The organism is Amycolatopsis sp. NPDC006125, assembly GCF_040614195.1.
GTDB lineage: Bacteria > Actinomycetota > Actinomycetes > Mycobacteriales > Pseudonocardiaceae > Amycolatopsis_E > Amycolatopsis_E tucumanensis.
Genome location: NZ_JBEXTZ010000006.1, coordinates 36,084 through 51,168, shown reverse-complemented (window position 1 = coordinate 51,168; position 15,085 = coordinate 36,084). Strand labels below are relative to the sequence as shown.

Genomic DNA, 15,085 nt, shown 5'->3' with positions numbered 1-15,085 from the left:
GGGCCAGACTCGGGTTATGGCTGAACCTGAATACCGGATCGAACACGACACGATGGGCGAGGTGAAGGTGCCCGTCGACGCGCTGTACCGGGCGCAGACCCAGCGCGCCGTCGAGAACTTCCCGATCTCCGGCCGGGGCCTCGAGCGCGCCCAGATCCGCGCGCTCGGCCTGCTGAAAGCCGCGGCGGCGCGGGTCAACGCCCGGTTCGGCGTGCTGGAGGGCGACCTGGCGAACGCGATCGCGGCGGCGGCCGACGAGGTGGCCGAGGGCAGGCACGACGCGCACTTCCCCATCGACGTGTTCCAGACCGGGTCCGGGACCTCGTCGAACATGAACGCCAACGAGGTCATCGCGACCCTGGCGAGCCGCGCGCTGGGCAGCGACGTGCACCCGAACGACCACGTCAACGCCTCGCAGTCGTCGAACGACACGTTCCCGACGACGATCCACATCGCCGCCACCGAAGCGGTGCTGACCGACGTGATCCCGGCGTTGCAGCACCTCGCCGAGACCATCGAGGGCCGCGCCGCGGAGTGGCAGGACATCGTCAAGTCCGGCCGCACCCACCTGATGGACGCCGTGCCGATCACGCTGGGCCAGGAGGCCGGGGCGTGGGCGGCGCAGGTCCGGTTCGGCATCGAGCGACTGGAGTCCGGCCTGGGCAGGCTGGGCGAGCTGCCCATCGGCGGCACCGCGGTCGGGTCCGGCCTGAACGCGCCGGAGGGCTTCGGCGCCGCGGTGGCGGAGGAGCTGGCGAAGGTGACCGGCCTGCCGCTGACCGAGGCACGCAACCACTTCGAGGCGCAGGCCAGCCAGGACAGCGTGGTCGAGACCTCCGGGCACCTGCGCACGGTCGCCGTGTCACTGGCCAAGATCGCCAACGACCTGCGGTGGCTCGGCTCCGGTCCGCGCACCGGCCTGGCCGAGCTGCAGCTGCCGGACCTGCAGCCGGGTTCGTCGATCATGCCGGGCAAGGTCAACCCGGTGATCCCGGAGGCGACGCTGCAGGTGGTCGCGCAGGTGATCGGCAACGACGCGGCGGTGGCCTACGCCGGTTCGCAGGGCAACTTCCAGCTCAACGTGAACCTGCCGGTGATCGCGCGCAACGTGCTGGAGTCGGCGCGCCTGCTGGCCGCGGTGTCCCGCCTGCTGGCCGACAAGGTGATCGCCGGGATCACCGTCAACGAGGAGCGCACCAAGGCCTACGCCGAGGGCTCGCCGTCGATCGTGACGCCGCTGAACAAGTACATCGGCTACGAAGAGGCGGCCGCGGTCGCGAAGCAGGCGCTCAAGGAGCTGAAGACGATCCGCGAGGTGGTCGTCGAGCGCGGCTACATCGAGCAGGGCAAGCTCACCGAGGCCCAGCTCGACGAGGCCCTCGACGTGCTCCGGATGGCGCGCGGCGGCAAGTGATCGGGTGGAGGCCACCCCCGCCGCGGGTGGCCTCCACCAGGGATCAGCGCCGGCGCAGCGACTTGTCCGTGAGCGCGGGCGGCGTGTAGTCCGGGTCGACGGGGTTGAGGTCGACGCCCGGCGGGACGATCTCGTCGATCCGGTCCAGCACGTCGTCGTCGAGCACGAGGTCCGCGCCTGCCAGCAGGTCGGCGAGCTGCTCCGGCGTGCGCGGGCCGATGATCGCCGAGGTGACCGCCGGGTGCGACCGCACGAACGCGAGCGCCAGGTGCGTGAGCGGGCGGCCCAGGTCGGCGGCGACCTTCTTCAGCTCGTTGGTGGCCGCCAGCTTCGCCGCGTTCCCGGGCAGGGCCGGGTCGAACTTGTGGTTCTGCAACGCGACCCGGCCGGCCTGCAAGTCCACATCGGACGGTGTGGAGTACCGACCGGACAGCCAGCCCGCGGACAGCGGTCCCCAGGTCAGCACCCCCATGCCGTAGCGCTGCGCGGTCGGCAGGACGTGCGCCTCGATGCCCCGGTTGAGGATCGAGTACGGCGGCTGCTCGGTGCGGAACCGCACGTGCCCGCGCCGCTCCGCGACCCACTGCGCCTCGACGATCTGCTCGGGCGGGAAGACCGACGACCCGATCGCGCGCACCTTGCCCGCCCGCACGAAGTCCGAGAGCGCCGACAGGGTCTCGTCGATGTCGGTGTTGGGGTCGGGGCGGTGCACCTGGTAGAGGTCGACGTGGTCGACGCCGAGCCGGCGCAGGCTGTCGTCCAGCGCCCGGGTCAGCCAGCGGCGGGAGCTGCTGCCGGGCCTGTTCAGGCCGTAGAAGTGCCCCTTGGTCGCGAGGACGACGTCGTCGCGGCGCCCCTTGAGCGCCTTGCCGACGATCACCTCGCTCTCGCCGTCGGAGTACATGTCGGCGGTGTCGACGAAGTTGATGCCCGCGTCGAGCGCCGTGTGGATCATGCGGACCGACTCGTCGTGGTCGCGGTTGCCCCACGCGCCGAACATCATCGCGCCCAGCGTGTACTCGCTGACCTCGATACCGGTGCCGCCGAGAATCCGTCGTCGCATTTCGAGTTCCTCCTCTGGTGTGTGGTGTCCAAGTTCGCCGCGGACGAGGAGGGGGACCAGGCAACGCTCGACCTGGGTCTGGCAGTACCAGGCAACGGGTGCGCGGATCCGGATACTGGAGGCGTGGACGGAGCTGATTTCGGAGCGTTCCTCAAGGCCCGCCGCGCTGCGCTGGACCCGCGCGACGTGGGACTGCCGCAGGGGGTGACGCGGCGACGGGTCGCCGGGCTGCGCCGCGAGGAACTGGCGCAGCTGGCCGGGATCAGCGTCGACTACCTGACCCGCCTGGAGCAGGGCCGCGCGCGGAACGTGTCGGACGAGGTGCTCGATTCACTCGCCAGGGCGTTGCGCCTCACCCCGGACGAGTGCGCCTACCTGCACAACCTCGCGTCGCCGCGGCTCAAGCGAGCCGGGCGGTGCCCCGTGCAGCAGGTGCGGCCGGCGGTGCAGCAACTGCTCGACGCCATGTCGGTGCCTGCCTTCGTCTTCGGCCGCTACCTCGACGTGCTGGCGTGGAACCCGATGGGCGGCGCGATCGCGTTCGACTTCGGCTCGCTGCCGCCGCAGGAGCGCAACCTGCCGAAGCTGTTCTTCCTCGGCGAGGACGAGGCACGCGCCCTGCACCCCGAGTTCGACCAGGTCTGCGAGGAGCTGGTGGCGAACCTGCGTGCCGAGGCCGGCCGGTGCCCCGGCGATCCGCGCCTGGCCCAGCTGATCGGCGAGCTGTCACTGGGCAGCGACCTGTTCCGCCACCTGTGGGCCGGGCACCACGTGCGGGAGAAGGCACACGGCCACAAGCGGATCCACAACCCGCTGGTCGGCGAGCTGCACCTGCGGTACGAAACGCTGCGCCTGCCGGACGAACCGGACCAGGCGATCGTCACCTACACCGCCGAACCAGGCTCGGAGTCCGAGCGCGCGCTGGGCCTGTTGGCCAGCTGGATCGCCACCGACGACATCGATCAGGCCACGTTGCGCCGCGCGGCGGGCGGCTGATACTTCCGGGACTGCGCCGACGGCTCGGCGAGGTCCCGGCCGGTCTCGCCGGTGCTGGTGCGGCTCGCCGGTTCGGCACCGGCCCGGTTGCCCGGCCACGGCCGCCGGCCGTCGCGGCGCGCCACCAGCACCGCGCAGAACAGGCCGAACAGCAGCGGCAGGTGGCTGGCCAGCCGTTCCCAGCCGACCCGGCCGGCGACCAGGTCCAGCACGGACAACCCGACGAGCACCGCGGCGAAGCTGAGCAGGACCGGCAGCTGGCTGCGTGCCTGCCGCGGCTTCGCGGCCGCCCACAGCAGGGCGATCGCGATGGCGAAGTTGAACGCCGCGGCCTCGTGTTCGAGGTGCGATCCCGGCTGAACGGCCATCCCGTCGGCCATCCGCTGGGGCACGAACAACAGCGACACCACGATGGACAACTGGGCGATCGCGGTGAGGACCAGCGCCAGCCGCGGCCAGTCGAGCCGCACCGGCCGGGCGGTCGCGGGCGCGTGGGCGAGCACTCGCGCCGACACGTCCGGCGACGCGGCGGCCGGCTCGAGGCGCACCAGGCGCGTCACCGCCGCCGCCTCGTCCTGCCAGGTCAGACAGGCCGCGCAGCGCGAGACGTGCTCGTCGAGCGCCACCGGATCCACCCCGGGGTCCTCGCCGTCGAGATTGGCGGAGATCGCCTCGCGCGCGGTTGCACAGTCCATATTTGCATTGTCGTCCGCGCGCACTGGATGGTTCCCCTCACCGCTCCGGATTCTGGGACCGGTTGGGATTTCACAGACCTGTGATGTTTCCTTGACGCCGGATGCCGCGGAGGCCATAAGGTCATCGGTCAGGGCCCGCACCGTCAGGCCGCACTGGGAGGAACGCGAACGTGGACGACGACGAGATCACCCGGGACGCCTTCCTGGCGGCGCGCGGCGATCGGGTGGCCGCCGAGCGCTTCGTGTCCGCCACCCAACGGCAGCTGCACCGCCTGCTGACCTACCTGTCCAACCCCGGCGTCGCCGAGGACCTGGTGCAGGAGACCTACCTGCGCGCCTTCGCCGCCCTGCCGTCGTTCGCAGGCCGGTCGCCCGCCCGGATGTGGCTGCTGTCGATCGCCAAGCGCGTCGCCGCCGACCACCTGCGCGGCACCCGCCGCCGCCCGCAGACCAGCCAGGTCGACGACTGGGTGGCCACCGCGGAGCAGAGCGGCGCCCAGACGCCGGACCACGGCCGGCTCGTCGTGCTGCGCAAGCTGATCGCCGAGCTGGAGCCGGAGCGCCGCGAGGCGTTCGTGCTCACGCAGGTGATCGGGTTGTCCTACGCCGACGCGGCGGAGGTGTGCGACTGCGCGGTCGGCACCATCCGGTCCCGCGTGTTCCGGGCCCGCGAGGACCTGACCGCCGCGCTCAGCTCGAACGGGCGGGCGGCCTCACTCGGCTGAGCTCCACCGGTGCTCGACCCTGGCGAGCCGCCAGTACGCGATCGCGGCCGCCCACACCACCACGAACAACCCGACGACGATGTAGCCGACGCTGTCGAGGTCGATGTCCGCGATCCAGTCGATCAGCGCGCCCGACCAGCCCAGGTCGTCCCTGGCCACACCGACCAGCTCGATCGTGCCGATGACCAGCGCCACCGCGACGGACAGGCCGGTGATCGTGAGGTTGTAGTAGATCTTGCGGACCGGGTTGGCGAACGCCCAGTCGTAGGCGAAGTTCATGAACGTGCCGTCGAGCGTGTCGAACAGGCTCATGCCGGCGGCGAACAGCAGCGGCAGGCACAGGATCGCGTACCAGGGCAGGCCCGCCGCCGCGCCGGACCCGGCCAGTGCCAGGAGCAGCACCTCGGTCGCGGTGTCGAATCCGACGCCGAACAGCAGCCCGACCAGGTACATCTGGCCCGGGCGGCGGATCGAGCGGGTGAGCCTGCCGAGGAAGCGGTTGACGAACCCGCGCGAGTCGAGCCGCGCCTCCAGCTCGGCCTCGTCGAAGCGGCCGCGGCGCAGCTCGCGCCACACCTTCCAGATGCCGATCAACGCGACCAGGTTCAGGATGCCGATCAGGTACAGGAACCCGCCGGACGCTCCGGTGGAGATCACGCCGAGCACCTTGTGCGCGGAGGAGCCGTCCTCGGTCCAGCTCAGGATGCCCTTCGCGCCGATCGCGACGAGCACCGCCAGCACGACGACCACGGTGGAGTGCCCGAGCGCGAACCAGAACCCGACCGAGACCGGGCGCTGCCCCTCGGCCATCAGCTTGCGGGTGGTGTTGTCGATCGCGGCGATGTGGTCGGCGTCGAACGCGTGCCGCATGCCGAGCGTGTACGCCGTGAGTCCCAGCCCGAAGCCGAACACCTGCGCGCCGACGGCGTAGTGCCCGGGCACCACGAGCAACGCGAGAATCCCGAACGCGACCGCGTGCAACACGACGATCGCCAGCAGCAACAGACCCGTGCGGTAGGTGTCCTGCCTGCGCCAGGACATGGTGGGTGAAGTCCCCATGGAGACCGCCTTCCAGCACCTCGTGGATGGTCCAACGTGCCGTGGCCGGTCTCCTGGCTTCGGATCGACATCCGCGGCCCGCCTTCCCGGACTCGCGTCCAGTGGCTGTCCCGGGCCGGGACTTCCCGTTCACAGTGGCGAGGGCCGCGCCGGTTTCACACCGGACTTCCCGAGCACCACGGCCCGCTCACGGTACGTTTCGGCCTCGCGGCGGGGCAAGAGCCATCCCGGTGACCGGCGCCCTACCGCCGGGACGCCGAGTTGTGCTGCGCCGCCGTCGCTTCGTCCACCAGCGACTTCGCGACGCGTTTGGCCGTGGCGACCGCCGTCGGCGCGACCTCCAGCGACGCCGCGACCGTCGCGCCCTCGACCAGGACGAGCAGCGCCTCCGCCAGCCGTGCCGGGTTCCGCGCGCCCGCGTCCACGGCCAGATCCCGCAGGTAGCCCAGCAACCACTGCTTCGACGCCGCGATCACCTGCCGGCCGGGGTGGTCGGCCGACGGCAGTTCGGCGTGCGCGTTGACGAACGCGCAGCCGCGCGTGTTCTCGGTGTCAAGCCAGTCTGCGAGCGCGTCGAACACCCTGAGCAGCTTCTGGGCCGGAGTCGTCCGGGAGCCGGCGAAGGAGCGCACCCGCTCCCGCCACCGCTCGTCCCGGCGGCGCAGGTAGAGCGCGACCAGGTCGGCCTTGGAGCCGAACCGGTCGTACAGGGTCTTCTTGGTGACCCCGGCCTCGGCGGCGATCGTGTCCACACCGACCGCGTGGATCCCGTTGTCGTAGAACAGTTTCCCGGCGACCGTGAGGATCCGTTCGGCGGCCGGGGTCAGCGGCTTGTCCGTCTCCACGACTTGACAGTACACCGACCGGTATAGCTACCGTGGACTATACAGACCGGTATACCTGCGCGGGAGGGTGCATGCGGGGGAACGTCGTCGCCGGAAGCGGTTTCGTCCTGTTCTGGAGCTCCGGGTTCGTCGGCGCGACGCTGGGCGCCAGGTCCGGCGGCGCGGTGTCCCTCCTGGCCTGGCGGTTCCTGGCCGCGGGGCTGCTGCTCGGCGTGTGGTGGGTGGTCCGGCGGCGCTCGATGCGGCCGCGCGACGCCGCGATCCAGGCCGGTCTCGGTGTGCTCTCCCAGGGCGCGTACCTGTACTGCGTCTACGCGGCGGCCGACCTCGGCGTGGCCGCCGGGACGTCCGCGCTGATCGCGGCGCTGCAGCCGATCGTCGCGGTGGTGCTGAGCCAGTTCGTGCTGGGCGAACGCGCGGGCGCGCTGCGGTGGGCCGGGCTGGTCGGCGGGCTGGCCGGGGTGGCGCTGGTGGTCGGCGACAACCTGTCCGGCCGCCCCGGCACCCCGCCGCTGGCCTACGCGCTGCCGTTCCTGGCGATGCTCGCACTGGTCGCGGCCACGCTCATCGAACGCAAGACGGCCTCGGCCGTGCCGCTCTGGGACGGGCTGGTGGTGCAGTGCGTGACCAGCGCGGTGCTGTTCACCGGCATCGCGGCGGCCACCGGGCAGCTGGTCGCGCCGGCGGCTCCGGACTTCTGGGTCGCGGTCGGGTGGGTCGTCGTGTTTTCCACGTTCGGGGGATATGGCTGCTACTGGCTGGTCCTGCGTCGTAGCTCGGTGACGACCGTGTCCGGCCTGCTGTACCTCACACCGCCTACCACGATGATCCTCGCCTGGCTCATGTTCGACGACACGATCACGCTGCGTGGCCTGCTCGGGCTGGTCGTCTGCCTCGGCGCGGTCGCGCTGGTCCTGCGTCCCCGGAAATTGTCGGTGGGGCGGGAGATGATGTCCGCATGTTGCTCGCCGACGTCGTCACAGCCTCCGCCTCGCTAGCGGCCACCCGCTCGCGCAAGGCGAAGATCGCGACGCTGGCGGACCTGCTCAACCGCGCGGACGAGCGGGAGCTGCCCGCCGTGGTCGCCTTCCTGACCGGACGGCCCACCCAGGGCCGGATCGGCACGGGGTGGCGCACGCTGGCCGAGCTGGGCGCGCGCCCGGCTGACGAACCGAACCTGACCGTGGCCGGGGTCGACGAGGTCCTCGGCGAAGTGGGAGCCGCTTCGGGCAGCGGGTCGGCCAGGCGCCGGGCCGGCCTGCTGACGGAGTTGTTCTCCCGCGCCACCGAAGCCGAACAGCAGTTCCTCTTCCGCCTGCTCACGGGTGAGCTGCGGCAGGGGGCGCTTGAGGGCGTGATGCTCGACGCGATCGCGGCGGCGGCGGACGTGCCCGCCGAAGCGGTGCGGCGCGCGTTCATGCTGTCCGGGCAGCTGCCGGTCACCGCCGCGGCCGCGGTCACCGGTGGCGAGGCCGCGCTCGGCGGCTTCGGGCTGGAGCTGGGGCGTCCGCTGCGGCCGATGCTGGCGTCCCCGGCCGAATCGCTCGACGAGGCGGTGCGCGAGCACCCGTCCGCCATCATCGAGTACAAAATGGACGGAGCGCGGATACAGGTGCACCGCGACGGCGACGAGGTGCACGTCTACACGAGAACGCTGCGCGAGATCACCCAGCACGTGGGCGAGCTGGTGTCCCTGGTGCGCGCCCTGCCGTGCCGGTCGGTGGTGCTCGACGGGGAGACGCTCGCGCTGACCGACGACGGCAGGCCACGGCCGTTCCAGGAGACGATGAGCCGGTTCGGCAGCACGCGCGAGGAGCAGGTGCGCGCGTTGCTGCTGCAGCCGTACTTCTTCGACTGCCTGCACCTGGACGGCACGGACCTGCTCGACAAGCCGTTGCGGGAGCGCAACGAGGCGCTGCACCGGGTGGCCGGCGAGCACCTCATCCCGGGGCGGACGCAACCGTCCGATCCGGACGCGATCCTCGCGGCCGCCCTCGACGCCGGGCACGAGGGCGTGATGGTGAAAGCGCTCGACTCGCCGTACGCGGCGGGGCGGCGGGGCCGGGCGTGGCTGAAGGTGAAGCCGGTGCACACGCTCGACCTCGTCGTCCTCGCCGCGGAGTGGGGCCACGGCCGCCGCACCGGGTACCTGTCGAACCTGCACCTCGGCGCACGCGACCCGGACGGCGGCCCGCCGATCATGGTGGGCAAGACGTTCAAGGGCCTCACCGACGAGCTCCTGGCATGGCAGACCAGGACGTTCCAGGAGATCGAGACCCACAGGGACAAGTGGACCGTGCACGTCCGGCCGGAGCTGGTGGTCGAGATCGAACTGGACGGCGCCCAGGTCAGCACGCGCTACCCGGGCGGTGTCGCACTGCGTTTCGCCCGCGTGGTGCGCTACCGCCCTGACAAGGACCCAGCCGAGGCGGACACCATCGACGCCGTCCGCGCGACGCTCCGGGGGTGATGCTCGAAGAGACGCTGGGCTGCCTCGCCAAGAGCCGAAAACCTTGATACGGCAACACTTCCTGCCAGTGCCAAGGCCGGATGGCCACCACCCGGCGACACGCATCAACTCGCCGACAGCCCAACCCACCATCACACCCGGCCAAGAAACACCGAGCCCACCCTCCGGCTACCCAAAACACCGGGCAGCCTCACCAACAACCAGAACACCGCGCTACCCCACACTCCCTGCCCAACACCCGAACCGGAACACCACCACCCTGCCCTCGAACCGCCCACACGCCCCAACTCGCCGACAGCCCAACCCCACCATCACACCCGGCCGAGGAAGATCGGGTTCGTCATCGCCGCCATGGCGCCGAAGTTGAGACCAGCCGACAACGCGGGAGCGCCCGCCGAACCATCAGCAAGGGGGTGACGCACCTCAGCACGCACATAAGCCGACACCGCGGGCGTGGTCAGCCACGTCACGCTGCCGGTACCCGAAGCGGGAAGGCTCTGCTGGAACACCTGACCCTCGTCGGTGATCAGCCGCACGGTCCCGTTCGGCACGCCCGACACGTCCAGCCGCACGGCGACCTTGTCCCCGGCCGCCACGGCGAGACGGTCGCCGATCCCGGCGGCCTGGCCGCGCGGTCCGGTCGCGGCGAGTGACAGGTCGACCGCGGCCGACTCGGCGATCCAGCTGCGCCCGGCCTTGATCCCGTCGAGGATCGCGTCCCTGGTGAGCGCATCGGCGAGAACGACGGTCTGCGGCAGGCCGATCGTCTGGCCGGGGTTGTGCGCGTCGCTGTTGCCCATCGCGGGCAGCCAGCTTCCCTTGCCGCGCACGGATTCCACCAGGGTGTTGTCCCATTCGGACACGGCGGCGTCGTCGTCCCACGTCCACGGGCCGTTCCACACCTCGACCGCGTCGAAGCCGGTGTAGCCGAACTTGAAGTTGCACCCGACCCACGGGCAGTACGGGTGCGCGGCGACGCAGAGGCCGCCGGAGCGGTGCACCGCACGCTGGTACTCGGGCAGTTCGCCGTCGCGGGACCGGTACCGCCAGTCGACGAACTGGCCGGGCCGCAAGCCGAGCGCGAGCCAGTGGCCGTTGCGGGTGGTGACCTCCTCGCCGAGCATGATCAGCAGGTCGTCGCCGGCGAACTCGCCCCACACCCCGTGCGAGGACGACGTGTTGTGGTCGGTCGAGGTGATGAAGTCCAGCCCGGCTTCCCGCGCGCCGGCGGCCACCTCGGCAGGCAGGCGCTTGCCGTCCGAGTGCACGGTGTGCAGGTGGCAGTCGCCGCGGTACCACTGGCGACCGCGCGTGCGGGTGCGCTCGGACGGGTAGTTCGGGCGGTACGGCGCGCCGGCCGGTCCGTGGGTGAGCGTCACCTCGACGCGGTAGTTCAGCCCCTGCGGCGCGATCGTGTACGGGCCGAGGACGATGTGCCAGGTGCCGGGCGTGACGTCACCGGGCAGGTAGCCGGGCGTGGCCTCGGTGCGGCTGATCGAGAAGCGGTCGCGGAAGCCGCCGGACCAGCCGCGGAAGCCGTCGCCGCCGAGAGCGGTGCCGCGGTTGTCGAAGATGCCGATGTCACACGAGTTGCCGGGCGTCCCGCTGGGCACCGTCGTCTTGTCATAGGTGTAGACCACCGACAGCTGGCTCACCCCGGCCGGTACCTCCACCGGCAGGTAGACGAAGTCCGCGGTGCCCGGCTCGAACCGGCCGGTCAGCACCTTGGTCTCGGCCTGGCCCTCGGCGGCCTCGGCGAACGCCACCGGTGCGAGCGTCACCGCGCCGGCCACCGACGCCGCCTGTAGGAAACCGCGTCGGGAAACTCCGCAACCCATGCACATGCGGCCATGTCATCAGCGGCGGATGACCTTCGTGAGCCGGCTGCCCGTACACCGCGTGTCCAGAACCTGAACGAACGTCACACTTCCGTGCTTAGGTTCGGCTAAGCTAAGTTGCACAGCGTGAACGCGATCATGTCACCCTCGGTGACCAGGACGACGCCGCGCCGGCTGTTGCTCCTGGTGTCCCTGCTGGTGGCGTTGGTCGTCGCCGTCGCGTTGAGCCTGGTCCTGGGCAGCAACCACCTCGGCATCGGCACCGCCGTCCAGGTGCTGCTGCACGACGACGGCAGCGAGGCGGCGACGATCGTGCGTGACGTGCGCCTGCCACGCACCGCGCTGGGGGTGCTCGTCGGTGTCGCGCTCGGCGCCGCCGGGGTCCTCATGCAGGGGCACACCCGCAACCCGCTGGCCGATCCCGGTCTGCTCGGCATCAACGCCGGTGCCGCGCTCGCGGTGGCGCTGGCCGCGCAGTTCCTCAGGGTGGTCGATCCAGGCGGCCAGGTGTGGTTCGGTTTCGCGGGGGCGCTGATCGCGACGGCCGCGGTGTTCGCGATCGGGTCGAGCGGGCGGCAGCTGAGCCCGGTGCCGATGGCGCTGGCCGGGGCGGCCGTGATGGCGTTGCTGTCGACCTTCACGTCGTTGGTGATCTTGAGCGACAACCCGACGCTGGACGTCTACCGCCGCTGGGTGGTGGGCTCGATCAGCGGCCGCGACGCGAGCATCAGCCTCGGGATCCTGCCGTTCGTGGTGGCCGGGCTGGTGCTGGCGATGCTGAACACGCGGGCGCTGAACGCGGTCTCGCTGGGCGAGGACACCGCGCGCGGACTGGGCCAGTCGGTCGCGGCGAGCCGCCTGGTCGGCCTGGCGGCGGTGACGCTGCTGGCCGGCGCCGCGACTGCTGCCGCCGGGCCGATCGCCGCGCTCGGCCTGATCGTCCCGCACGTGGTGCGCACCGTGACCGGCCCGGACCACCGGTGGCTGCTCCCGTGTGCCGCCCTGGCCGGCGCGGTGCTGCTGCTGCTCGCGGACGTCGCGGGCCGCCTGATAGCCGCCCCAGCGGAAATCCCGGCCGGCATCACGCTGGCCATCCTCGGCGGCGGCGCATTCGTGCTGATCGCCCGCCGCACCCGGCTGGTGAAGCTCTGATGCCACACACCCAACCCATCCGCGCGGCCCGGCACACAGCCAGTGCCACCCCATCCGCACATGACAGGGGCTTAGCCGCCGGGCGGCGACATCATGCCGACCATCCTCGGCAGGGGCCCATTCTTCCTGATCGCCCGCGGCACCTGGCTGGCGAAGCTCTGATGGCATACACCCAACCCGCCCGAGCGGCCCGACACCCAGCCAGCGCCGCCCCACCCGTCGGCATCCGAACGCGGCCGCGGCGCAACCCCCAGCCAGCGCCACCCCACCCACCGACGACCCGAACACGGCCGCGGCGCAACCCCCAGCCGACATCAGGCCGCCCATCCTCGGCAGCGGCGCGTCTGTACTGATCGCCCGCCAAGGCCGGCCGGTGCTCACCAGCCGTCAAGCTGCGTCGTCCAGGCTCGCCACCCGCCTCCGCGGTTCCGCTGCCCAGGCAGCCGCGGCTCGCGGCGGCATGGGCGCGCCGGTCCAGGTCGTTCAGCACCGTCCTGGCGTTACCGGCGCACCACTCGCCGCCCTGGCCACCCGTGGAGGCGGGCACGCATGACCACCACCCTCGGCGTGCGGTGGAACACCCGCGCGGCCACCGTCTGCCTCGTCGTGCTCGTGGCTCTCCTACTGGTCAGCGCGGTGGGCGTGACCATCGGCGAGTACCCCATCCCGCTCGGCCGGCTGCCCGAGCTGCTCACCGGCGGCGGGCACCGCATCGACCGGCACATCCTGTTCGACCTGCGCGTCCCGCGGGCGGTCACCGGGTGCCTGGCCGGCGCGTGCCTCGCCATGGCCGGGGCCCTCACCCAGACCATCTCCCGCAACCCGCTCGCCACCCCGGACATCCTCGGCGTCACCGGGGGCGCCTCCGCGGCCGCGGTCGCGGTGATCGTCTTCGGGGGCGGCGTCTACAGCCTCGCCAGCGGGATCACCACCATCGGCGTGCCCGTGGCCGCGCTCGTCGGGGGTCTCGTCGCCGCCGCGGCCGTCTACGGCTTCTCCTGGCGCCACGGCGTCGACGGCTTCCGGCTGGTGCTGGTCGGCATCGGCTGCGGCGCCGTCCTCACGGCGCTCACCAGCTGGCTCCTCATCCTCGCCAGCATCAACAGCGCCGCGCAGGCCACGGTGTGGCTTGTCGGTTCGATCAGCGCCGTCAGCTGGGACCAGGCGATCCCCCTGCTCATCCTCGCCGCGCTGCTCATCCCGGCCGCGCTCACGCTGCCCCGCACCCTCGCCGTCACCCAGCTCGGCGACGACGCGGCCGCCGGGCTGGGCGTGCGCATCCAGGCGTCCCGGCTGGGCACGATCGGCGTGGCCGTCGGGCTCACCGCGGCCGCGGTCGCCGCCGCCGGGCCGATCGGCTTCGTCGCGCTGGTCACCCCGCAGATCATGCTGCGCCTCACCGGCGGGTCCCGCCCACCGCTGGTCGCGTCCGCGCTCGGCGGCGCCCTGCTCGTCCAGGCCTCCGACCTGCTCGGCCGCACCGCGTTCAGCTGGGAGGTCCCGGTCGGCCTGATCACGGCCGCCATCGGCGCCCCGTACCTCATCTGGCTCCTCCTCCGACGACGTTGACCCCGAAGAAAGGTGACCCCATGACAGCGACCCGCCGGACCTTCCTCACCGGCAGCCTGGCCGTGGCCGCGACCGGACTGCTCGCCGCGTGCGGTTCGAGCGGATCGGACTCGGCCGCGAGCGGCGGTGCCTGGTCCTTCACCGACGACCTGGGCACCAAGGTCGACCTCGACGCCCGCCCGACGCGCATCGCCGGCCTCAACGACGCCATCGCGTCCCTGTGGAACTACGGCATCACGCCGGTCGCCTCGTTCGGCTACACCGGCCTCGCCGACGACGTGAACTTCACCGGCCGCGACCTCAGCCAGGTCAAGGAGGTGGGCCGCACCTACGGCGAGATCGACATCGAGGCACTCGCCGCCGCCAAGCCGGACCTGATCCTCACCCACGCCTACCCCGTGGACAGCACGGGCAAGATCGACCCGACCCAGCCGCTGTACGGGTTCAAGGACGTCACCCAGCAGCAGGCCGTCGCCGAGATCGCGCCGATCGTCGCGCTGAAGATGGCCGGCTCCGCCACCAACGTCGTCGACCGGACCGTGGAGCTGGTCAAGGCGCTGGGCACCGAGCCGGCCGCGGACGCCAAGCAGGCCTACGAGACCGCCCGCACCCGGTTCAAGAACGCCGCCGGCAAGGGCCTCACCGTGATGGCGGTCGCCGCCTACCCCGGCGACGGCGTCTACATCTGCAAGGCAGCCGACGATCCGGCGCTGCGCAGCTACACCGAGCTCGGCCTGACCTACCCCGACCCGGGCGGCTCGAAGTACTACTGGGAGCAGGTCAGCTGGGAGAACATCGGCAAGTACCCGGCCGACGTGGTGCTGTACTCGCTGCGCGCGATGGACAAGGACACGCTCATGCAGCAGGCCACGTTCGCCCGCACGCCGGCGGCCGCCGCCGGGCAGGTGTTCCCGTGGGAGTTCTCCTCGATGGACTACGTGGCGCAGGCCCGCACGTTGAACAACCTCGCCGCGAACCTGGAGGCGTCCCGCAAGGTCGTCTGACCCGGCGGTCGGCCGACACGGCAACCGGGACGGCAAACACGGCGCCAGGAGCGGCGAACACGGCGCGCGCGGCGTCCGCCGCCGGTGGCGCTGTGCTGGCCGCCGGGGCGGCATGTCGGGCGGGCACGGTGGTGCCTTGGCCGCCGGTGGCGCTGTGCTGGCCGGGGCGGCATGTCGCGCGGGCACGGTGGCGCCTTGGCCGCCGGTGACGCCGTGTTGGCGGCCGGTGACCCCGTGTTCGCCGGGGGCGGCGGG

The 15,085-nt window shown here is 71.9% G+C and carries 13 protein-coding genes and 1 riboswitch; of the genes, 8 read left to right on the top strand and 5 right to left on the bottom strand.

The features are described 5' to 3' along the window. The first annotated feature begins 16 nt into the window (after positions 1-16). Positions 17-1,414, top strand: coding sequence for a class II fumarate hydratase (locus ABZ193_RS05040; protein ID WP_020421458.1), 1,398 nt, complete (start codon positions 17-19; stop codon positions 1,412-1,414). A gap of 43 nt (positions 1,415-1,457) precedes the next feature. On the opposite strand, the gene ABZ193_RS05035 is transcribed toward ABZ193_RS05040, so the two are convergent. Then, positions 1,458-2,477 carry an aldo/keto reductase gene (locus ABZ193_RS05035; RefSeq protein ID WP_020421459.1) on the bottom strand — a complete coding sequence of 340 codons (1,020 nt, stop codon included), beginning with the start codon at positions 2,475-2,477 and terminating at the stop codon, positions 1,458-1,460. Between the two features lie 123 nt (positions 2,478-2,600). Here ABZ193_RS05035 and ABZ193_RS05030 point away from each other — a divergent pair, with 123 nt between their 5' ends. After that, positions 2,601-3,473 carry a helix-turn-helix transcriptional regulator gene (locus tag ABZ193_RS05030; RefSeq protein ID WP_020421460.1) on the top strand — a complete coding sequence of 291 codons (873 nt, stop codon included), beginning with the start codon at positions 2,601-2,603 and terminating at the stop codon, positions 3,471-3,473. Here ABZ193_RS05030 and ABZ193_RS05025 read toward each other — a convergent pair. Continuing rightward, positions 3,440-4,168, bottom strand: a complete 729-nt coding sequence (locus tag ABZ193_RS05025; RefSeq protein ID WP_020421461.1) for a zf-HC2 domain-containing protein — start codon at positions 4,166-4,168, stop codon at positions 3,440-3,442. The two genes, ABZ193_RS05030 and ABZ193_RS05025, sit on opposite strands and share 34 nt — an antisense overlap. A gap of 170 nt (positions 4,169-4,338) precedes the next feature. Between ABZ193_RS05025 and ABZ193_RS05020 the strand changes: the two genes are divergently transcribed. Beyond that, on the top strand, positions 4,339-4,893 hold the full coding sequence (locus tag ABZ193_RS05020; protein WP_020421462.1) for a sigma-70 family RNA polymerase sigma factor: 555 nt from the start codon (positions 4,339-4,341) through the stop codon (positions 4,891-4,893). Here the strand turns inward: ABZ193_RS05020 and ABZ193_RS05015 are convergent. Beyond that, the gene (locus ABZ193_RS05015) at positions 4,882-5,934 is read right to left on the bottom strand and encodes a HoxN/HupN/NixA family nickel/cobalt transporter (protein ID WP_020421463.1); all 1,053 of its coding nucleotides are present in this window, start codon (positions 5,932-5,934) and stop codon (positions 4,882-4,884) included. The genes ABZ193_RS05020 and ABZ193_RS05015 overlap by 12 nt on opposite strands. Before the next feature lie 43 nt (positions 5,935-5,977). Further along, a riboswitch (cobalamin riboswitch) is annotated at positions 5,978-6,148 on the bottom strand. Positions 6,149-6,194: 46 nt separating this feature from the next. Beyond that, entirely contained in the window at positions 6,195-6,797 is a 603-nt protein-coding gene (locus ABZ193_RS05010) for a TetR/AcrR family transcriptional regulator (protein WP_020421464.1), read from the bottom strand. A 71-nt stretch (positions 6,798-6,868) separates the two neighbouring features. Between ABZ193_RS05010 and ABZ193_RS05005 the strand changes: the two genes are divergently transcribed. Continuing rightward, positions 6,869-7,795 (top strand): DMT family transporter, encoded by a 927-nt coding sequence (locus ABZ193_RS05005; protein ID WP_020421465.1) that lies wholly within the window; start codon positions 6,869-6,871, stop codon positions 7,793-7,795. After that, complete coding sequence (locus ABZ193_RS05000) at positions 7,756-9,267, top strand: ATP-dependent DNA ligase (protein ID WP_020421466.1); 1,512 nt, start codon at positions 7,756-7,758, stop codon at positions 9,265-9,267. The genes ABZ193_RS05005 and ABZ193_RS05000 overlap by 40 nt, the downstream gene beginning before the upstream one ends. A 311-nt stretch (positions 9,268-9,578) precedes the next feature. On the opposite strand, the gene ABZ193_RS04995 is transcribed toward ABZ193_RS05000, so the two are convergent. After that, complete coding sequence (locus tag ABZ193_RS04995) at positions 9,579-11,048, bottom strand: CehA/McbA family metallohydrolase (protein ID WP_157358753.1); 1,470 nt, start codon at positions 11,046-11,048, stop codon at positions 9,579-9,581. A 183-nt stretch (positions 11,049-11,231) separates the two neighbouring features. Between ABZ193_RS04995 and ABZ193_RS04990 the strand changes: the two genes are divergently transcribed. The 3 genes from ABZ193_RS04990 to ABZ193_RS04980 all read left to right on the top strand — a co-directional run bounded on the left by ABZ193_RS04990 (position 11,232) and on the right by ABZ193_RS04980 (position 14,830). Further along, positions 11,232-12,257, top strand: coding sequence for an iron ABC transporter permease (locus ABZ193_RS04990; RefSeq protein ID WP_020421468.1), 1,026 nt, complete (start codon positions 11,232-11,234; stop codon positions 12,255-12,257). A gap of 549 nt (positions 12,258-12,806) precedes the next feature. After that, positions 12,807-13,826 (top strand): iron ABC transporter permease, encoded by a 1,020-nt coding sequence (locus tag ABZ193_RS04985; RefSeq protein ID WP_354708975.1) that lies wholly within the window; start codon positions 12,807-12,809, stop codon positions 13,824-13,826. 20 nt (positions 13,827-13,846) lie between these two features. After that, a complete protein-coding gene (locus ABZ193_RS04980; protein ID WP_354708974.1) occupies positions 13,847-14,830 on the top strand; it encodes an ABC transporter substrate-binding protein in 984 nt (327 codons plus the stop codon). Positions 14,831-15,085: the final 255 nt, after the last annotated feature.

Excerpts from the sequence above, each read along its gene's own strand:
- ABZ193_RS05040 (WP_020421458.1), top strand. The coding sequence starts at position 17 with ATGGCTGAACCTGAATACCGGATCGAACACGACACGATGGGCGAGGTG.
- ABZ193_RS05035 (WP_020421459.1), bottom strand. The coding sequence starts at position 2,477 with ATGCGACGACGGATTCTCGGCGGCACCGGTATCGAGGTCAGCGAGTAC.
- ABZ193_RS05025 (WP_020421461.1), bottom strand. The coding sequence starts at position 4,168 with ATGGACTGTGCAACCGCGCGCGAGGCGATCTCCGCCAATCTCGACGGC.
- ABZ193_RS05015 (WP_020421463.1), bottom strand. The coding sequence starts at position 5,934 with ATGTCCTGGCGCAGGCAGGACACCTACCGCACGGGTCTGTTGCTGCTG.
- ABZ193_RS05005 (WP_020421465.1), top strand. The coding sequence starts at position 6,869 with ATGCGGGGGAACGTCGTCGCCGGAAGCGGTTTCGTCCTGTTCTGGAGC.
- ABZ193_RS05000 (WP_020421466.1), top strand. The coding sequence starts at position 7,756 with ATGTTGCTCGCCGACGTCGTCACAGCCTCCGCCTCGCTAGCGGCCACC.
- ABZ193_RS04985 (WP_354708975.1), top strand. The coding sequence starts at position 12,807 with ATGACCACCACCCTCGGCGTGCGGTGGAACACCCGCGCGGCCACCGTC.
- ABZ193_RS04980 (WP_354708974.1), top strand. The coding sequence starts at position 13,847 with ATGACAGCGACCCGCCGGACCTTCCTCACCGGCAGCCTGGCCGTGGCC.